At 43.8% G+C, this 20,552-nt stretch carries 17 protein-coding genes; 11 read left to right on the top strand and 6 right to left on the bottom strand.

From position 1 onward, the window contains the following. Positions 1-959: 959 nt before the first annotated feature. Positions 960-1,442 (top strand): PraA/PraB family alkane oxidation protein activator, encoded by a 483-nt coding sequence (locus tag ACJJIP_RS05960; protein ID WP_444946404.1) that lies wholly within the window; start codon positions 960-962, stop codon positions 1,440-1,442. A gap of 436 nt (positions 1,443-1,878) precedes the next feature. Here the strand turns inward: ACJJIP_RS05960 and ACJJIP_RS05955 are convergent, their stop codons facing one another. Both ACJJIP_RS05955 and ACJJIP_RS05950 read right to left on the bottom strand, forming a co-directional pair. Beyond that, positions 1,879-4,881, bottom strand: coding sequence for a TonB-dependent receptor (locus tag ACJJIP_RS05955; RefSeq protein ID WP_444946403.1), 3,003 nt, complete (start codon positions 4,879-4,881; stop codon positions 1,879-1,881). 422 nt (positions 4,882-5,303) lie between these two features. Further along, the gene (locus tag ACJJIP_RS05950) at positions 5,304-5,819 is read right to left on the bottom strand and encodes a sigma-70 family RNA polymerase sigma factor (RefSeq protein ID WP_083922726.1); all 516 of its coding nucleotides are present in this window, start codon (positions 5,817-5,819) and stop codon (positions 5,304-5,306) included. Between the two features lie 1,030 nt (positions 5,820-6,849). Between ACJJIP_RS05950 and ACJJIP_RS05945 the strand changes: the two genes are divergently transcribed. The 6 genes from ACJJIP_RS05945 (at position 6,850) to ACJJIP_RS05920 (ending at position 11,811) form a co-directional block, all read left to right on the top strand. Next, positions 6,850-7,227 (top strand): hypothetical protein, encoded by a 378-nt coding sequence (locus ACJJIP_RS05945; protein WP_444946402.1) that lies wholly within the window; start codon positions 6,850-6,852, stop codon positions 7,225-7,227. A 72-nt stretch (positions 7,228-7,299) separates the two neighbouring features. After that, entirely contained in the window at positions 7,300-8,772 is a 1,473-nt protein-coding gene (locus ACJJIP_RS05940) for an alpha/beta hydrolase (protein WP_444946401.1), read from the top strand. Positions 8,773-8,888: 116 nt separating this feature from the next. Further along, positions 8,889-9,983 (top strand): PaaI family thioesterase, encoded by a 1,095-nt coding sequence (locus ACJJIP_RS05935; protein ID WP_020413421.1) that lies wholly within the window; start codon positions 8,889-8,891, stop codon positions 9,981-9,983. 140 nt (positions 9,984-10,123) lie between these two features. Then, positions 10,124-10,657 (top strand): DUF2058 domain-containing protein, encoded by a 534-nt coding sequence (locus ACJJIP_RS05930; protein WP_020413422.1) that lies wholly within the window; start codon positions 10,124-10,126, stop codon positions 10,655-10,657. Positions 10,658-10,663: 6 nt separating this feature from the next. After that, a complete protein-coding gene (locus ACJJIP_RS05925; RefSeq protein ID WP_444946400.1) occupies positions 10,664-11,209 on the top strand; it encodes a DUF1415 domain-containing protein in 546 nt (181 codons plus the stop codon). 14 nt (positions 11,210-11,223) lie between these two features. After that, the gene (locus tag ACJJIP_RS05920) at positions 11,224-11,811 is read left to right on the top strand and encodes an endonuclease dU (RefSeq protein WP_020413424.1); all 588 of its coding nucleotides are present in this window, start codon (positions 11,224-11,226) and stop codon (positions 11,809-11,811) included. Positions 11,812-12,437: 626 nt separating this feature from the next. Here ACJJIP_RS05920 and ACJJIP_RS05915 read toward each other — a convergent pair. The 3 genes from ACJJIP_RS05915 to ACJJIP_RS05905 form a co-directional block, all read right to left on the bottom strand. Next, complete coding sequence (locus tag ACJJIP_RS05915; protein WP_020413426.1) at positions 12,438-12,968, bottom strand: isochorismatase family protein; 531 nt, start codon at positions 12,966-12,968, stop codon at positions 12,438-12,440. A gap of 107 nt (positions 12,969-13,075) precedes the next feature. Further along, positions 13,076-13,510 (bottom strand): hypothetical protein, encoded by a 435-nt coding sequence (locus ACJJIP_RS05910; protein WP_020413427.1) that lies wholly within the window; start codon positions 13,508-13,510, stop codon positions 13,076-13,078. 181 nt (positions 13,511-13,691) lie between these two features. Further along, complete coding sequence (locus tag ACJJIP_RS05905; protein ID WP_020413428.1) at positions 13,692-14,177, bottom strand: hotdog fold domain-containing protein; 486 nt, start codon at positions 14,175-14,177, stop codon at positions 13,692-13,694. Between the two features lie 449 nt (positions 14,178-14,626). Here ACJJIP_RS05905 and ACJJIP_RS05900 point away from each other — a divergent pair, with 449 nt between their 5' ends. From ACJJIP_RS05900 to ACJJIP_RS05885, 4 genes are all read left to right on the top strand, one after another. Further along, positions 14,627-15,274, top strand: coding sequence for a hypothetical protein (locus ACJJIP_RS05900; protein WP_444946399.1), 648 nt, complete (start codon positions 14,627-14,629; stop codon positions 15,272-15,274). A 352-nt stretch (positions 15,275-15,626) separates the two neighbouring features. Beyond that, a complete protein-coding gene (locus ACJJIP_RS05895; RefSeq protein WP_020413431.1) occupies positions 15,627-16,649 on the top strand; it encodes a phospholipase C/P1 nuclease family protein in 1,023 nt (340 codons plus the stop codon). Between the two features lie 58 nt (positions 16,650-16,707). Next, positions 16,708-18,036 carry a peptidylprolyl isomerase gene (locus ACJJIP_RS05890; RefSeq protein ID WP_444946398.1) on the top strand — a complete coding sequence of 443 codons (1,329 nt, stop codon included), beginning with the start codon at positions 16,708-16,710 and terminating at the stop codon, positions 18,034-18,036. Next, positions 18,021-18,602, top strand: coding sequence for a hypothetical protein (locus tag ACJJIP_RS05885; protein ID WP_282952906.1), 582 nt, complete (start codon positions 18,021-18,023; stop codon positions 18,600-18,602). The genes ACJJIP_RS05890 and ACJJIP_RS05885 overlap by 16 nt, the downstream gene beginning before the upstream one ends. 575 nt (positions 18,603-19,177) lie before the next feature. Here the strand turns inward: ACJJIP_RS05885 and ACJJIP_RS05880 are convergent. Beyond that, entirely contained in the window at positions 19,178-20,152 is a 975-nt protein-coding gene (locus ACJJIP_RS05880; protein ID WP_051089500.1) for a DJ-1/PfpI family protein, read from the bottom strand. Positions 20,153-20,552 lie beyond the last annotated feature (400 nt).

The following is a 20,552-nucleotide window of genomic DNA, read 5'->3' as shown; positions in this document are numbered from 1 at the left end:
AGCCCGGTATATCTTTTAGCGCCAGGGCCCTGATCACAGGCAAGTACAATAGCCTTCTTCCCTGTCCACATTCACCAGGAACAGTCATTCTGTTAACCATTACAAATGGCTGATATAACCTTAGAAATCAGATCCAGAAGACAGCTTTCAGATAGCGGCAGGAAGTAGATTCCATTTATAAGAGAGATGACAACCAGAAGATCGGCTATGCCAGTTTTAACTTTTCGTTGAGGCACACTGTCGGAGATCTGATAGGTAACTCCAACCAATCCACCGGAGGGAAGTTTCTAAAAATGTTAGAGTCCCCATTACCAAGTTCAATTAAATCCTCAAAACAAAGAGTGGTATTATCTTAAATAATTCACGACTTTTATTTACCGCACCACAGAAAACCGTAAAAATTTATATCCCAACTTATTTTTAAATAAATTTGAACATGCAGGATGTACTATCATAGTCACTTCAGACCACTTTTGGCAGTTCGCCAACATTCAGCCTTCATTCATCCCTTCGATCCCCCAGGCTACATCTTTTAATTTTCCAGGAAGTATGAACTCATCGTATAAAAAATATAAACTCCAAAATGTTTAAAATGGAAATCATTATCGCTCAACAGATCCAATATTGAGGATAACCAAATCCCACTGTGGTAGAGGCTTATTAGGTACAGAAATCTTAATATAAAATATTCTGACTATAATCAACTAAATTTGAGGATAAAGAATGTTCTTTACCGATAAAATCGCGTCTATTTGAATTATCCCTCCCCCCAATAATCGTCCCTGTTCGTCTTTAAGGATGGATGGTGTTGATACTTAAACCCTATTCAGTTTTTCTAGGCTATAAGTGGAATCACCTCCAAGCGATGATGCGCTTATTAAAAGGCGGCGGATTATAAATACCCAAGTATTGACACTACGCCTGCCGTAACTTACAAAGCTACTAGGAATATTATTATTATGAAAAAGATCCTTACCGCTGCTTCTATCTGTCTCGTTTCCATTGGGGTTACCAGTCTAGCCAACGCCGAAACCTGGTCCCCTCCGGGTGCTATCGCCTTGGCAAATGTTGGCACCCTAACGGTTAAAAAAGGAATTTCTCTTAACTGCACACTTTCAGGCAGTGTAAATTCCACCGGCGCAGATGCTTCAGTAGGCAGTCTTGCGCTATCGGGCGGATTCCTCAATATGTGCAACAGTGTCTCCTTCAATAATCTTCCCTATGACCTGATAGGAAACGCAAACAATACAGTAACCTTAAAGAATGTTGCTGTTGCCGCCGTAACTGGTAACTGCGCCGGGGATTTAACAGGTTCTTTCGATCAATCAACAGGAAGGATCACCTTTAATAATGCTCAAATTCCGAGTGTAGGTTCAGGTAGTGCCTGTGTAATTAATGGCGTTGTATCAACCAACCCACAATCCTCATTCACTGTACCCTAAAAAACCCTCGAGGTAGCCAATTTAAAATACCGCCGGCAACCGCTAGCGGTATTTTTTATAAACAACTAATGAATTTCATTTCAAAGCATTTTCTTATTACCTTTACCTTTATATAAAATACTACTATTCAAATCCTCTTATAATGTCATGCAACATTAATCCCTCAAAAGGAAATCAGGCCCTGCAATTACAGTACCTTCATAGTAGAATACGCTAGAGAAGATATTCCCTACAACCAACCTAATCTTGAAAGAGAATAAATGTCAGCTCTATTAATCTAAAAATTAATTTAATTTAGACATATAGTAAATTAGCAATCTATCAGAAGAAGACAAAGGAAAAGCCACAGTAAGTAAGAGATGAAATACCGCATTCTAACTTACTGTGACTACTCTAATCAGCAGGCCTCCGATACCGGGTTTAAAAAGTAAAAGTATTAAAAGCCTTTACTGACACTAAACCCAACAATACGAGGCTCTAAAGTAAATACATTTGTAGTAAGACCTGAATCATCACTATTTGTAAACATATCTGTAATCGGCGCATCGTCAAATATATTTTTCACATAGAGCTGCATATACAGTTCAGAATTCGGGTTGTTCAAGCTCACAGAAGCATTAAGGTTGCTCCATGCCTTCAAACGATCATATTCTGTATTATAAACACGTGCATAGCTCTCAGATTGGCGATAGTAATCCGCCCGCAACGTCAGATCCCAGTCCTCAATAGGAATAGTATGTTCGACACCAAAATTCACAGTAAAACGCGGAGCATTAGGTAGCTCGTTACCACTCAGATCAGCAGCAAAGCCCCGCCCTCCATTTGGAGCATCAGTGAGTGGATTATAAGGGTCTACACCATAAAGCAAGTCCCAGCGCGCAAAGCCCTCTATCTCTGGCGTAAATGAACCGTATAGCGCAGAGCCTGCACAGAGTGACCAAATGGCAAGCACATTGCCGGTGGCGGCAACTGTTTCAACCAAATCCACTGGTGCAATACAGTTTGAAGGAACCTGAATACTAGGTCTTACCAACATCCAATCTTCATTTCCTTGAGTGCGATTCATAACATCAATAGACTCTTCACCATCTGCGATACGAGTCTTCAGGTAGCCCATATTCATATCAACTCTGGTGCTATCTGTAAGCTGCCACGCCAGCTCAAGCTCAAGCCCCATACTCTCCGCATCAAAGTTCTCATTTAAAGAAATGCGATCAACAATTTGGGAAACTTGATAGTCTGTATAATCATAGTAGAAGGCGTTGGCATTGAATGTCAGACTTCCATCTAACATTACATTCTTGGAGCCGATTTCTATCGCATTAACAAACTCCGGTTCAAAGGAGTCCTCCAGGGGTTGATACTGCACTACGGTTGGATCAATCTCTGCTCGAGGTGGATTAGTGCCGCCCCCCTTATAACCGTGAGCAAAAGATAAATAAAACATGGTATCGTCAGTAAAGGGGGTGTCTACTCGCCAATCTAGTACCGCACGGCCTGTATATTCCTGCCAATTCTGAGTAACTTGATCTCCCTCTGGATATCCTCGGTGAACAAGCCCACCTGAACGCTGGCCCGATATTATTTCTCCTGTTTCACTATCAAAGCTTGTACCTAACAGTAACTGGCTAGGTACAGGAGTTGATTGCTTACGGTCATCGGTGTAGCGCAAACCTGTGGTAAGTTTTACATCCTCTGTGATCTGCCAATAGGCCTCACCAAACAGGGCCCATGAGCGAGTTTCCACTAAGTTCCTGCTAAGAAAATAGTTATGCCCCTCCTCATCAATATTCTCAAGTGAATTTGGATCTACATAAATACAATCCATATCACCCGCACCGACCTCTGGATCAATACATTTTTCAGAAATCAATAAACCTGTATCAGGGTCTCTGGTACCGTTATAAAAATATTCTGCAATCAAACTAAACATATTATTGAATACAAAATAATCATCCTGGGTTTTAAAGTCCAGGTAGTTAGCACCTAATGAAAAGTTCCAGGGCCCATCAAAAGATGTCTGTAACCGGAATTCCTGGCTCCATTGTTTATTATCGGAGCGGCTAATATCTACTGCTAATATTCCATCAGAGGGGCCTAACTGTGGATCAGTATAAATTCCTCCAGGGGTGGGAACAAATTCAGCAGAATCATTAAAAATTGGGTCTGATACATAACGATTGTAATCTTGAGAAGAGTAGTAATCATCCTTTGCATAAGTTGATTGGGAGAAAAAAGTGAGTGAATTACTCAATTCCCACTCAAAATTCAGCTGCACTAAATCATTTTCAGCACGGAAAACTGGATCATAGCTGGTGGCAATCTCACGTAAATCCCTTGATTGCTCTGCATTTCCATAGGGATTACTGTAATAGTCGATAATCGGAAATCCAGTATCTAAATTGATAAACTGGGGTACCAACACAAAAGCAAACCCTCTTCCATTCGGCGCGCTATAGGCATCATCACTGTAAATTGATGCCGGCATACACCCCTGGCTAAAAAAAATGGAAGTAATTTCAGTTAGCTCAGTATCCCCGATCGTCGATGGTCCAGGGTCGGTGGTACAAAGCTGCTTGCCAGTACGTGAGCGTTTGTCATCTTCTTCAAAGTGCTGCCAGATCAGGTTTGCACTAAAGGTTTCACTGGGTTCCCACTCAAAAATGGCACGCGTGGAATAAAGGTCCCTATCATTTACATCGTTCCCAGTGTAGGTATTGGTATCAAAGCCATCACGCTTGGTCATAGCACCTGAAAGCCGCAGTGCCATGGTATCGCCCACGGGCAAGTTAAACATGCCACTTGTGCGCTTCGAGTTATAGCTACCTATTTCAGCTTTAATCTCAGAAGCAAATTCATCCTCTGGCATCACCGGCAACATATTAACCACGCCAGCAGTCGCATTTCGGCCATACAAAGTACCTTGAGGTCCTCGTAACACCTCTACTCGCTGTACATCAAAAAACTCCTGCTCGAACAACCGGTTACGAATAAGTGGTGCATTATTGAAGCTCACCGCCACAGCCGGATCGGTTGCAGCAGAGACAGCCTTGGTACCAACGCCACGAATTGAGAAGTTATAGGTACTAAAGTTTGATTTGGAAAAGTTTACGTTAGGCACCGCACGAAGTAGTTCTTCACCCCGTTCAATCTTCAGGGCATCTATATTGTCCCCCGACAAGGCAGAGACAGCGATAGGAACATCCTGAATACTCTCCTCTATTTTTTGTGCTGTTACGGTAACTTCTTCGATAGGCTGCCTTGCTCGACTACTTTTATCCTCGCTTTGGTCATCCTGGGATAAGGCTGTCAATGGCGTCGCAGTCATTATCATGCAGGCAATCGCAACGCTATACCAAGGGGTATGATTATTGACTGGATTAGTGGTACGAATCGCTTGTGCAATCAACTTTTCTTTCTTACGAAGGCTCATCATCATACTGAGTCTCTCTATATTATTTTCTCTATTATTTTTAAGTCAGCCAAACACCACCTTATCTCAGGCCTAACCAAGTTAAAGACGCAACACACTCGCGGTAGGGGGGATTAAGATTACCCGCCCAGAGAACATCAAACATAAATCAAGAACAACAAAAACTTATATTTTTAATTGATATAAACTTCCAACTTCCAACTTCCAACTTCCAACTTCCAACTTCCAACTTCCAACTTCCAACTTCCAACTTCCAACTTCCAACTTCCAACTTCCAACTTCCAACTAGAAAATAGTAGCTGATAAAAATGAACCCCCCATACAAAACAACAAATAAATCAACAACGCCTTAAACACCAAGATTAAAAAACTAATCTATTGAAATTTCCCTCAAGATGTCTCACTTAGCCTAGTCAAAATTGGCAACGTCAAACGGCCTCTTCCATTACCTTCCGAATTCGAACTAATGCACGTTGAATTAGTTCTTTCACTGACTCCTTGGAGATTCCCATGCGCTCGGCGATATCTTGGTAAGTTAAACCTTCAAAGCGATGAAATTTAAATGCTGTACCTGCTCTTGGCGGTAATCTCAGGATAGCTTGACAGACACGACGGCAATCCTGCATCCCTATAACCGTTCGCTCAGGTGTGATCACATCTGGAATATCTATCTCAGAACTAAGTGGCTCATGATATGCACGGCAGCGAGACTTCTGGTAGCGGCCATGGCTTACCAAAAGATTTTTCGCAATTGTGTAGATATAACTCCTTGGATTTCTAATATTCGTATTAGATTTCTTCATCTGAAAATGCAGATGCGCAAAAACTTCTTGCACCAAGTCATCCACATCAGAAATATTCACCCTGGAAGAAAAATATCGCCTCAACCCCAAACGATACTCCCCGACCCATGAAGCCATATCTTTTTGGCAGCTTTTGTTCATAGGCAAACAAGTATTTGGTCAATTGAAAGTGTGCCAACCGCCTAGAGCTTCATCACTAACTCGACTAGCGCTAAGCCGGTAATTAAAACTGGACGAACACCAAAAAAACTTATTTGAATTACCACAAAGCTTTCAGAGACTTATAAAATTATGACCATTAATTCACGAAACCAATCAAAAATGCAGACTGCTAGGTCAAAAACACACTTTAAAAGAATTCTCTCTGGAAAATTTTTCTTAAATTTATTTTGACTTATTCGGTTTCCAGAAAATTTAGAATAACTGCACCACACTTATTGATAAACGCCTTCAATAAACTAAATGGTGAATAGAACGCCTATATGTTTCATAAGTGAATAATCTCTAGAATTACACGCCACAAGATTTCCAAGTTTAGCTAGCCTGAGAGGCATTGATCACTCATTGAGCGACACCACAGCTAGCATCGCAAACCTTCATAAATTTGTAACTGGTACTAAAGAAAGCCTACTGCAGTTTATTCAAAGGCCACTTGACTTTCCCCCGCATCATTCTAATAACATAGAAAAAGCCTCTCACCAGAAAAACAATTCCCCACTGGGCACTTTAAAAACCAGTAGAAGAGTCAGAATTCTGCATGGCAGCTCAAACAAATCCAATACTTTGCCCTCTAGTTGCCTAATCGCCGTCCAATAGACGCCCTGGAACCAATCAAACTGGCACAAAAAGATCAAACATAAGCACCCCACATCAAACAAATTTAGGCTCATTAATTAAAATTTTCTTTTCTTTATATACTTTATTCGATAACCTCTATGACTTTAGTGACAACTTTTAAATTCTTTACTTTTTCACAACCCTCGTATCGCAGTAAAAAAACTTGGAGAGTTGAGCCTGAAAATACCCACTTAAAAAACAAATAGTGGTTTTCTATTTTTTCAAGGAAAAATAATAAAAAGGAGAGACTCCCTTAAACTATGTACTCCATTATTACAGCTTCAAGCCTACCTTCAGAGGTGCTGGGAAAGAACACAATAATGCCCTTACAGGTATGATGAACCATTTCGGATTGCAGAAAGCAAGATTTTGCGGATGCGACTGGGGAGGTTTTGTCGTTGATGCTATGGTCCTACTCTATTCCGGGCGCCATGCTGGATTGACAAATATTGGTACTCCGCACAGTTATCACCCAAAGGAACTTCCAGCAATGGATTTGCCAATAAAAGAAATCACAGATAAACCAGATTATAGCCAGTTTTTACAACAACCTGAAATTCCAGAAAATCTGCTCAATAACCATGTAGATAATTTCTTCTGTACATTTTTTCGGAAGAACTATCTGGCCAACAAAAACCTTTCCAAGATGCCAAATAACTCTTCAGAACGAAAAGTCGAACTTGCTCCGATGATAAGTTCCACAACCGGATAGCTAATTGGCTTGAGTTGACTTTTTCTATCACAGACAATCAAAGCAAGCATATTAACAAACAGGCAAGTTTGTATGAAAGGACTTAAAAGACTAACCCTTTTTTGGAGTTCAGCAGTTGCTGGCCTCCTATTGACCTCCTCTCTCGGGCATGCAAAAGCAATAAATAATGAAAAGCCCTATACATTGACTACCTGGAATAAAAAAACTGCAGATGGTTACAGAGGTTTTTTTAAGGTCCCAGAAAATCGCGCTATCAAAGATAGCCGCAACCTTTCAATTCAGTATATCCGCTTCCCTTCGACAGGTAAAAAGGCGGGTCCGCCTATTGTCTATCTGGCTGGGGGCCCCGGCGGATCCGGAATTATGGCAGTCAACTATCGCTATGAAATGTTTATGGCATTGCGGGAATACGGTGATGTCATTGCCCTGGACCAGCGCGGCACCGGGCATTCCAATGACCTGCCTAACTGCGAGTCTAAGCAGATAGTTCCACCGCTCATCTCCACCTCCGATTCGAAATATGTTGAACTGCATCAAAGTGCCCTTCTTGAATGCCTCTCTTTCTGGCGCGATCAAGGTGTTGATCTCGCAGCCTATAACACATTGGAAAGTGCTCGTGATCTAGAGGCTCTACGGCACCATTTGGGAGAAGAGAAAATTGTATTGTGGGGCACTTCTTACGGCAGCCATTTGGCACTAGCAGCCTTAAAGGAGATAGAGGGGTCTATTGATCGGATTATTCTTTCCAGTGCTGAGGGGCTAAACCAAACGATTAAGCTACCTTCCCGTACAGAATCCTATCTGGATCGCCTTCAAAAAGCCATCGATCAGCAGCCCGAAGCGAAGGCGATTTACCCAGATATTAAAGGCTTGATACATCGCGTCCATGCAAAGCTGGAAAAGCAACCTCTAAAAATTCAGCTTCCGCAAAGGGATGGGAGTAAGCTGGATATCCTATTACAACGCAGAGATATGCAACAAATAGCCTCTGCATTTATTGCAGACCCCAAAAGTGCAGCCCAACTGCTCGCTTTTTATCGTGCAATAGACTTGAGAGAGGTACCGGCCTTCGACAAAGTTCCTTCCCGTTATTTTCCTGATGGGTTCCTACAGCCTGGAGCTCCCATTACCCTCAGACCGATGCCCACTGCTATGGATATTGCATCCGGTATCGATAAAGGACGCAAAGCCAAGGTGGCCGAACAAGCTAAAGCTAGCCTGCTGGGGGACTACTTAAACTTTTCATACCATTATGACGGCTTGGCGCCAGAGCTGGACTTGGGAAATCGCTTCCGGGCAAACCCGCAAAGTGATGTGCCCGTATTATTATTCAGCGGTACGCTAGATGGCAGAACTTATATTGAAAGCCAACACGAAGCCGTTTCAGGTCTTTCAAATACAACCTTAGTAACCGTAAAAAATGCCGGTCACAACTTGTTTATGGCCTCCGAAGAGGTTCAAGACACCATAAACTTATTTTTGGAGGGGCGCCCTATTGAAAAGACAACGATTACAGTGGATCTGCCCACTCTAGCTATAAAATAGAGGCTCTCTATAGGTTTTCGGTAGTGGCATTCTTGCCGCTACCTATCCACTACACAATATCTCGTATCCCCCACCCCCGCACATTAACCTTGCTATAGATGCAACTGGAGGCGGGGATGACCAATATCACCGACGAAGTTCATCGCGGCGCCATTTGTGACCTGCGAGCACTTCAGCAACCTGGATTGCAGACATTCAAGCAATATATTCGCGGTAGCCTGCCAGGACCTCCCTTTTGGCGCTTAACTGGCATGCAACCTATTGAGGCAGGGCTTGGAAAAGCTACCTATTCCATGCCTATTACACCTTGGTTAGCTGATGGTACCGGCATTTACTGGGGCGGTATCTATGCAATGTTCGCTGATGCTCCCCTGGCTTCTGCTATCTGGACTACCCTACCCGCAGGTAAAGTACTGAGCACTTCTGAACTGAACATGTGCTTTATCCGGCCAATTACCACTAGTACTCAGAACATTGTCGGCCGGGCAACGACGATTCACTCCGGTAGCCAGGTTGGCCTCTCCAGCCTGCAGATCAACGACCAAAATGGCAGGACTCTCGCTTATGGGAGTACCCGCTGCTTAATAGCAGACTTTCCAGTCAGCCCAGATCAAGAGCTTCCTCTACCAGACTTAGGGCCCACCGAGCCACCTGATCCTTATTTACGCCCTCCTCCTGAAACCTTCTTTTGTGATATGGCACACTTTCCAGAACAAGTGCCCATTGAACTTCAGCGGTTGACGATCAATGAAGGGCGAATGCATCCAGTTTGGTTACTTACTGGTTATCGAGCAGTCGAGATAGAAAATGGGCGCTGTATCTCTACCATGCCTTCCTCCCCCTGGTTCTCTAATGGAACTTTATCCATTTATGGTGGGCTTCTGGCCTGGGCTGCAGACTTCACCATGGGCGGAGCTGTTTACTCCACTCTACCTGCCGGATCTATCTTCGCCACTCTAGATATGCATATTCGCTTTGCACGACCAGCAAAGCTCAACAGTGGGGATTTGATCTTAGAGTCCCAGGTACTTCACCGAGGCCGGCAGTTAAGGGTTTCATCCTGCAATATTGATACGCCCAGCGGTAAGCGCGTGGCTATTGCCACTGGTTCCGCACTGGTTATCCCCGGCGGTGCTCAGATGCTTGCGGATGGCAAACAGCCAGATGAAATTATTGCCACTGCAACCTCAGGCAAACCTTGGACACCCTGAATAAAATTCCTTATCAATGCTAAGGCCAACTTCAGGTAAAATGCTCATCACCAACATTCAGGCAAAGCCTCTGAATATTTTTTGACCGAATAGTCGCCTATTGCGACACCAATTCCAATGTAACTTTTGGGAAGCACACTATGGCCTCATTGCAAGACCAACTCCTGCAAGCAGGACTTGTTGACAAGAAGAAAGCCAAACAAGTTAGCAAGGAAAAGCGCAAACAGCAGAAAGTTGCTAAGAAGTCTGCGCAGCCCCAGATAGATGAAACCAAGCTGGCCGCACAAAAGACTCTCGCAGAGAAAGCTGCTCGAGATCGCGCCCTGAATGCCGAGCGAGATGCCGCTGCTCAACAGAAAGCTATCGCAGCCCAGATCAAGCAATTGGTGGAAACAAACCGCCAGCCCTACTCTGGAGAAACGGCTTACAATTTTACTTTCGACAAGAAGATCAAAACCATCTACGTCAGTGATGAACTACGCGATCACCTAATAGCCGGTCGCCTGGTGATTGTCGCCCAGGATGCGCGTTTTGATTTGGTGCCCAGGATAATCGCCGACAAGATTGCCGAGCGAAACACTGAGATTATCGTTAAACCTGCTGAAACATCAGCACCGGTAGATGAAGACGACCCCTATGCAGATTTCCAGATCCCCGATGACCTTATGTGGTAATTGGCAATGAAGCAAGATGTTGTCCAGGTAGTGGAGCAATGGCTCACCGATGTGGTGGTGGGCTTAAACCTCTGCCCTTTTGCGCGCAAACCTATGCGCGCAGGCCAGATACGCTACATAGCCAGTGAAAGCAAAAACGACCAGGCCCTGCTGGCCGATTTACATACAGAACTGCAACGACTCGACAGTACGCCAGAGCGTGAGCTCCTTACTACCCTGCTGATTATTCCCGATCATCTGCAAGACTTTGCCGACTACAATCAATTTCTCGATCAGGCCGAATGGCTACTGGAACGCTACAACTATGTAGGCACTTATCAGCTGGCCAGCTTCCATCCGGACTACCAATTTGCCGGAACAAATCCGAATGATGCTGAAAATCTCACTAACCGGGCCCCTTTTCCTATCCTTCATCTATTGCGTGAAGATAACCTGGAAAAAATGATCGAGCTTTACCCAAATCCAGAGAGCATTCCTGAAAATAATATTCTTCAGGTTGAATCACTGAATCAAGAAGAAAAGCTGCGACTCTTCCCCTACCTTTTCCGATAGCAAAATCTCAAGTGATGAAATCCCTGGAAGAACTACTGCGCTTGAACAAGCTGATCCGCCTGATCGGATTTGACGATGCCCCTTTCAAGAAAGGGCGGGGCACGCCAGTAAAGGTTAGCGGCATCGTCTGTTCCAATACACGCTTCGAGGGAATGCTATGGGGAGAAGTGAAAAAAGATGGTATGGAGGCCACCCAGGTCATTGCTGAACTGTTAAAAAACAGTAAGTTTTATAGTCAAATAAACGTAATCCTTACGGATGGCCTTGCTGTCGGTGGTTTTAATATTATTGATTTACCTGAACTCTCAAAAACTATCGATCGCCCTTGTATTGCCGTTATGCGTAAGCTGCCGGATATGGCAGCCATAGATCGCGCCCTTCAAAACTTCCCCGATTACCGGCTCCGCAAAGAGACGTTGTTAAAAGCCGGCGAAATCCACTCACTCAGGAATTTTTATTTCCAGGTACAGGGCTGCAACCCCGATATCGCTGCCCGGGTACTGGAGCAGGCAACGGATAATGGCAACGTGCCCGAAGCACTGCGGTTAGCACATATGATCGGTGCCGCGGTAATAACGGGACAAAGCGGTAAACGGGCATAGAATGATAGTGAAGGCTGAATTTACTCCTGCCCTTTTTATGCATAATAAAAGCAAGGGGGTTCAAGGAATTAACTCACACTTGCTGGGCAAATATCGCAAAAAATTTTAAACCTAAAGAAGTAAGTTCACACAGCGCCAATAAAACGCATAGGACTAGGCCTGGCTATGCTAGAGGGGGAGTAGAACTCCAACAACGAAAAGAAAACGGCAGGCTGTGACTAGAACTACAAACCACCAGACTTAGGGCGCCCAGCTGCCCGAGGCTGACGAGATAAATAAGAATCATTAAGAAAGACGCATATTCGACCGTATTGGCATGGGCTCTCACCCAATTATGTAAAGTGTTATCCAGCTCAAAGGAATGCCCCATCTTTTACTTACTATGCCCTATAGCGACAAGAGTCCTAAGGAAAAGCGATAATGCGACTAGAAATCCAATACATAACTAGTACACATTCATAAAAATTTCCTCTCTAATCGGCCTGACAATTACTTAGCAATATATCGAGTCGACTAATTGGTATAATAAAAAACCAAATTAAATCCTGGCAATTCCTTGAACTTCTTTCAAAAGCTGATAATTCGGTAAAAAACCTTAATATAAGCAAACAGTTATAGAGGGAAAATTATTGCAGAATTTCCTCCAGCAGTTCCACCCGAATAGTTGTGTCGTCGGTAATCAGCTCACTCCATATCCAGTTATGGTGGGCTATTACAGTTTGTGCCTTAAGGTGTGGACGGTCTTTCAAGGTATGACAATCAGAAGCTACTAAGATATTGATCTTATGGCTCACAGCAGACCTAATAGTGGTATCTACACAAAAATCCGTCGCCCATCCGCTGACAATCAGACGATTTACATTAAGCTTTTCCAAGGTGTGCTTTAGATCTGTCTGATAAAAAGCATCATTGGTTTTTTTTCTAATTACAAGATCACTTTCACTTTTTATCAGATCATCCAGCAGTGCCCAGCCCGTAGATCCGGGCAGGAGTCCCTCTTCTTCAAGCCCATCATGCTGTATAAATATTACACTTCCATCTCGCTCCCTAACCCAGGCAGCGAGCCTGTTTATGCGGGCTATGGTACCGTCTACATCAAACTGATTACGCTCCGCAAAGGAAGCTTCCTGCATATCAATAATCAGCAAAACATCCATAAGTTCACTCTGTTACTCACCCACATAGGCGGAGGCGATTGATTCATATCTTGCACCCTGCCGCAATTCATCGGCAGTCATTAGGAGCCTTCAAGTACGACTTGGTATTAAAGGATAACAGCGCTGTCCCTGGACTTATCAGCAAAAAGTGCCACAAGGGAAAACTGGGAAAATCCCTGGTCCGTAGATAGATATTCCTTACACCAAAACCTCAGGTTCTCCGTAAATGCCTCCGATGGCTCCAGCGCAAGGAAATGACACCGCACGACAATATCAGAATCCTTCTTCCTGCTATCGTCAGTAATAGAGATTGTCAATGTAGAAGAAGCACTTTCCCAGCGAATCAGGAAGTAGAGGGAAGAGTCATTGATACTCTCATTGAGCTTGGATACGGCCATACCCAAGGTCTCGGTTAAGTCCTGGTATACATCACTATCTGTAATAGCATTGCTCTTCGCATGGTACAGCTGGTATTCCGCACCGTCATCACTGACCAAATCAAGCAGGCCTGATGATCGACCCAACTTCCACTCTAAGCCCATAATTCCTCCAGATAGATACAGTTTAAGAAGCCGGGTATTTTACGGATTCCTCAACCAATCCACACCTGTTGAAATCAAGGTTAGTACAGGTGCACATTTTCCATACAGGTAGATGGCTGGTTAGCCGGCTTCTTAGGCAAGGCTTAGGAGTAAAGAACCTCCAAGCCTTCCAGAACAGCATTTATTTGGCGCTGGGCCGTTGGGATACGCGCATAGTGATATCTGCATGGAAAACTTCTTCCCCGTTCTGGTCGAAAACCCCGACTGGCATGATTACATCACCCGCATCAATAGATTCAAACTCAGGGTACTCACATACGGCTCTCAAGTTAGTTTTAGCCATCTTCAAGTACTTAACCTCCATCCCTACAGGTATCCAACGAAATCGTCGATCAAGGGATACATCAAGACAAACGCCACCAGCTAGCTCGGCGGCATTACACATGGCAATAGCATGTACAGTTCCAATATGATTAGTAACACTCCAGCGCTTTTTTACGAGCACTTCGACATGTCCTGGGGACACTTCGGCAAAGCATGGCTTGATAGACCTGAAATATGGAGCCTTGAAGGCCACTACTTTAGAAACTGCCCAGCGCCCGAGTGCCGAGCTCCCAAACTTTTTCCACAATTGCAACACGGGGCTTTTCGAAGATTGATAGTCCATCTTGCCTCACTATCTAAATCATTGGTTGACGAACTTCCTCATAGGCATCCGTCGTTGCCCGCAACTATACATGATCAAAGGGTTACGCCAGATAATCAGATCTATCAGGTTTATTGACCAGCCTAACTATCGGAGAACAATACAGCCGAAGATCTGCACAAAGAATAAGAAATACCGGATATCTTCCGGTAATAGCTATTAGTATAAGCGAAAGCCTCTTTCCATCTTTGATGGTTATAAGTTTAAAAAAGAGACAAGAAGATAATTTGGCATCAATGTCTGCGGAGTCCCTTAATAAACACATGTTAATCTGGCAATCAGATCTAGCGAGTGGTCACAAAAAATAGCAGCTTTCGGGGGAAATAAACTTCTATTTTTACTCATAACCAAGTGGCAGATGCCACATTATGGGTATTTTTGTTTCATACGCCTATAAAAGGAAAATAAACATGGCAATCTTACCGGCAACCGCATTCAATCAACTGCAAACAAATACATCAACTTTTCTGAAAACCTACCCAGTTAGAATTTATGGTGATCCTGGAGCATCAGGAATAACTCAATACTGCATCGGCAATGGCGGAAATTCATATCGTCCTGGAACCATTCTGGGAACACACAATATGCACTCAACTGAATCTTTCCACATAAGGGGTAATGCTTTTTATCTTGCGACAAATCCACACCTGTTTTTTACACACTCCATACATATGGATGTCGGTGCGGCAAACCTGGGTTTTTATCGTTTACCCAGCGCAACTGGGCCCTCAATGATGGTAACCGGCCAACTATCTGCCTGCTCTTTTGTCATCCGCCCAGTCATAGGCAGTACTGCCCTTGATGTTGCTCATGTACAACCTGCGGCTGTTAATGGCGATACCCTTCGCAACAACCTAGCAGCTACTTACGGGACAGCCTTTGTTTATGGCACCAGCAATCAACGGGGGTTTTACAATGGGGCAAATCGTACCGTTTCAGTTATTGGCATACGTACAGGTACTAGCTGGAAAATATACGCGCAGAAACATGACAGAACCACGGGGGATTATCGCATTCTCAGTGTGTACGAGATCTACCCGACACATCAAAAACTTTAATGACTAAAAATACTAAAAAAAGAGTCTTAAAGAAATTTCAACTGAGGACTCAGCCTGTATCATTAAAGACAGCCATATTGTATAAACAATCAACACTTTCACCTGAGAATTTACGTAATAAAGCGCCCGAAATAATCTTAGTTATTTAAAGTATCCAAAAACTATAAATCTTTTCTTCATGTTTCCTTATATGAGATCCATCGCATAGATTGACCGCTTACACCGAGCCAATTGATTATCTTCATAGAAACGCATTAAAACTGTCATTTCTCGCCAGCATACTTACGCCCGCTCGCCTTTGGGCTTCCACAGGCGCTCTCTATAAGACATAAAAACCATATCAGGAGCTGTCGTGAAGAAAATTATCACCACCGGCCTAGTCCTCGCGGCCTTAAGTGCATCCTCTACCCAAGCATTCCAACAGATCACCCATAAGCGCATTGCAATTGACGCTGTTTCCTATATGCGCAACAACCCAGAGACTACCGAATACAATAAACTCAAAGCTTGGGTAAATGCGGCCGGATTTAGTGTAGATGAGTTTGCGGAAGTACTTGGCCAGGGCGCTTATGATGTTGACGACTTCAAAGATACTTACCTGTGCGGGGCAATCACTGGTGACTGTGTCTACGCTCCAGTGTTTAACGCCGGAGCCTCACTAGTAGGTTACACAAGCTATTGGCATTTCCAAAATCATACCCGCGGTTCAGATGTTCACGGGAACGATCTCGGCGGCTACAACTACGACCTGCTTACCGTATGGGACAGCATTGATAATATGGCAGCTACCTGGCTGGTTGGCGACTATCTGGATGATGGTAATGGGGGAATGACCGGTTGGTGGTCAGCCGATGACTCAGAATACAATACCTATGGTATTACTGAAGCCAACTATCGCCAGGGTAGCCATTCCTCCAAATCGATGTATGACGACTTTGAGGAGATCCCCTTTCAACCTATCGACAACCTCGGCCAGTACTGGTACAGCCAATTCCTTGCCCAACCAACCGCACAAACTCTCGGCTTTGTAATGCATACCACTGACCTGCTTCAGCCACACCATGTGTGGACCACCTCAGGGCTCAACCACAGCGGTTGGGAGGGCTGGGTTGCAGATTACTACGATAGCGAAAACCTCAATGACGAAGCACTGGTTGCTCAGGCCATGTCTAACTTTACTGCTATAGGGCAAAGCAGCGATGATATTCGCCCCTTACTGACTCAAGGCGGCGCCCTCGCCTATGCCAATGGTGGTATTGTTTTATCCAGTACCGATCATAACGACAGGCTGCAAGTAGCCAAAACGGTCGTGCCTCATGCCATTGCAATGGTGGTTCATATCCTCAATCACGCTGCTCAAAAAGTCAGTGAATAACAACAAGAATTAAGCGCTCACCACTGGCGCCCGCAGCCAGTGGTCTAAGGATATTCTGATGAGAGTTATCTGGGTATTGGCCGCCGTACTGATAGTGACCACTCTGGCTTTCGCGGACTCACCTACAACGCTACCAGATAGTGTTGCAGCAAGAGTTAATGGCGAAGATATATCTCTAGCGGCATTAGACGTATTTGTAAAAGCAGCACGTCGCCACGATAAAGAGGCCAACAGGCGGTCAGTTCTCAAAGGGCTTCTAGAAAGCCATCTACTAGCCACGATGAACACCACGAAGTCTGTAATAGATAACCACAACACTGTAGGCTACGACTACCATACGCAGGTTGAGCAACAGCTCTTCAAACTGATTCGCAGCGCTTACCAGACCCCGCTTGAAAAGACCATGCAATCTGCAAACGTAAACAGCAGTCTGGATTTTCTAACAGCTCCTCTGACACTTAATATCAACAAACTCAAACCAATTCTTCAGTTACAGCAAAAGCTCTATAGCTCCATGACAACTGACCAACGGAATTCAGCGGAGCAGCTAGTGATTGCTCGCTACAAGTTCAGAGATACACAAGCTGAACAAGTATTGACTTTATGGGACTTATATCGTCGCCAGAATATTCAGCTTAAGGTACAGATGCACAGCTTGAATTTGGAATTCATCCGCGAGGCCATAAAGCAACAGCTCACTAGCGCCTATGTGTTAGATTGGTTTGAAATCGGCTCATCCTTGGACCAGGTATCCCGCGCAACCGTCAAACAGTGTATAGAATATGCCCTACAACGTGATCTTCTATTACAAAATATGGGATTGATTCATGATATTCACGATGAAAACCCACATCTCCAAGCTCTCGTAAAATCTGTGACAAAGAAAGAAGTCCATCAGTACTATAAAAAACACAAAGAGAACTTCAAGCGTATTGAAAAGGTTCACGCCTATCATATCCGCCTGGAATCACAAGAAAAGGCCGATCTTGTCTATAAGGAAATCAAAGCCGGCCTGCCCTTTCATAAAGCAATTCAGAAATACTCTAACGCAACAGACCGTAACTCCAACGGCAGCCTGGGGTGGATTGATCGAGAAAACCATCGCGATCACTGGACACTCGCCATGGCATTTAGCCTCCCTGGAAATACAGTCTCAAAACCCTTTCGCAGCCCCCAAAAAGCCGGGGATGTGCACTGGGAAATACTCTGGATAGACCAGCGGGAAGTTAGCTATCAGCCAATCGAGAGCGAATCGGTGCACTATAGAGCCACTAATGCTATTGCTCAGAAAAAACTCCAAGAAAAATTTTATACACTGATATCACTGGCTAAAAAGAATGCATCCATACAATTAAATCAGAGGTTGCTGTCTTGCGAATCTTGCTAATTGTAGTCGCTCTAACATTAGTTGGACTGATCATTACTGCAGTGGCTCTAAATGATCAAAGCATAGCTTTGGATGGGATAGTCGATAGGGACAAACCTAAACCAAATTTCCCTTATTCCACCCAAGCTCACCAACCTTCGACAAAAACCGTAGTTACCCAGTATTCAGAACTCAATGTAAATAATGACTTCGCATTCTCTTCAAACCCTAAAAGCGTAGCTGTGCAATCATTAGCAGAGACTATGAAAACTGGCGATCCACGTACACCTCCACTTGCCCCTAAAAATAATCCACGCACAAAGCCAAGCACTGAAGAACTTGCATCTCGCGATCTCTACCGAGAGTTTGAAGCTCGGCAGGAACAGGCCATATATGCCTCTTTTGCCGCAGCTGCGAAGCATAAAATTACGGAGCTAGAACAACAAATTGAACTAGGGAAGCAGTTTGGTATAAACCAGGAACAACTCTACGAGGCGACTCAAAAACTGGATTCGCTGCGAAAACAAAGAGAAATTATTCTCAGGGATCACCTGGAAGTCGATACCGAATCCCCCACAAAGCAATAGCTATAAAAGTCAGATTTAGACCCTATACGCCTTTATAACTTTTCAGTCTATATTCAAATAAGTCAATAAATTTTCGCAAATGGAAGCTTATAACACTATCATTTCCGGTGTTTTAAACCTGAGTGGCGCCAAGCCAGGTAGGAAGGATAATTGTGAAAGCGGCCCTCCTTCTCTTATTAAGCTTATTCTCCACTTACTCCCTGGCATCCTCTGTCAGGGTCCAATTAATGGACTGGGATAGCATTTGTAAAGTGCAAGTAACTGGTGGAAAGAACCCCTCATTCACAAATTTCCAAACCTACAAAAATGTAAGACGGGGCTGGGAGATTGAGCGCCCCTACCAAATTTGCTACCGTCGCAATGAAGAGCCCTCACAGTGTAACTCAAAAATGACTTTGTGGCGCTGTAAAAGATATGTTGAATCGGATGATCCCAAGAGCAACACTTTCCCGCTATTCTGATTTTTTGAAAAATAGGATTGGATCAAATGTCATTGCAAACTCATAGCGCAAACTAAATATATAACTTAAATTTTAACGGAGATTCCATACGCACTAATAGCCACAACCGCCAAGTTACGACGCTTGATCCAATATACTTAACTTAATCATCCAAGGATTGACCTCAGAAGGAGAAACAAAATCAATCTGCAGTACAATACCATCATCAGAAAACCGATATATCCATTTATTATCAATAAATTTTCCCTGACTAATTTTCCAATCTGGATTCTCTTTCATCTGTTCACTTAACCAGGCTTTTACAGTCTCCACATCACCGGAAACCTGAAATGCGGTATACCAATCTTCCAAGTCGCCATAGCTATATTCCTTAGAAACAAATTGAATTGACTCAGGCAAGTCACCAAAATTCGGCATAATTTTGTCTGCCATTATACCCCGGATATAACCGCCCTGCGGCTGCCACTGGTACTCAATCTTCGCCGCAACACTTCTGGCTTTCTCCATCGTATCAATCTTGCTTACCAGGTATAGAGCACCATCTATTCCGGATGAAAGACCGGCGGTAGTAATGATCTTCCCGTTATCTACAAACTTTTTATTCTTTACCAATTCGATATCAGGGAAACTTTTCTCGAACGAATTGAAGGCTCCACGAATAGTGGTTGCTTTCTTACTATGAAGCAGCCCGGTATTCGCCAAAATAAAGGCACCGTTACATACCGATAGCACATACTGCACCTGCTCAGACTGCTCCTTAATCCACTGCAATATCTCCGGGTTCTCCATCGCTTTATTGATGCCACCCCCAGGGATAATTACCGCATCAAATTGATTCTCTTGATCAAAACTGGCATCTGGAACCACCTGTAATCCCATCGCTGAAGTAATGGTTTCACCATCTTCAGAGATGGTTGTCAAACGATAACGCGCCTGACCAAAAACCTCATAAGGGCCAGCATAATCAATAGTTTGTGCACCATCGTACAATAATATTCCAATATGGAAAGCGTCCTTAGATATAGAGTGGGCCCAAGCCTTACTACTTAAAAGTAATGAGCACAGGGCAGCCCAGAAAAATATTTTCATGGTTATAACCTTAAATTCGAAAGTCAGTTATTTTTAGCAGGAGCAAAGGTTTATTCGACAATTGATCAGACACATCATAAAAATTCCGCTATATGAATAGGGCGCCTCCAGTCGAGGCAGTTGAAAGCATAAATTAATAGCATTAGTCGCAAAGGACATAAAGCCGACAAATTAGGACATCAATTATCAGAGAAGGAGCCTTTCTATCTCATTGATAATATTTAAGCTCGGCATTGGCAATGTTTATATAGGCTCCACTGCCCTATGTTTCTTCGCAACAAACCATATTGCCCGTGCTGGGCCAGTGAGGTCCCTAAATGAATCTATTGAATTAGATCAGCCTCACCCCGTTCACGAGCAATAATTTTCCATAGTTCTTTATAGATTCTGGGGATTAGCT

It is taken from the genome of Microbulbifer variabilis, assembly GCF_052467165.1.
Note: the sequence above shows the minus strand (reverse complement) of the source record. Positions and strands in the feature narration are given on the sequence as shown.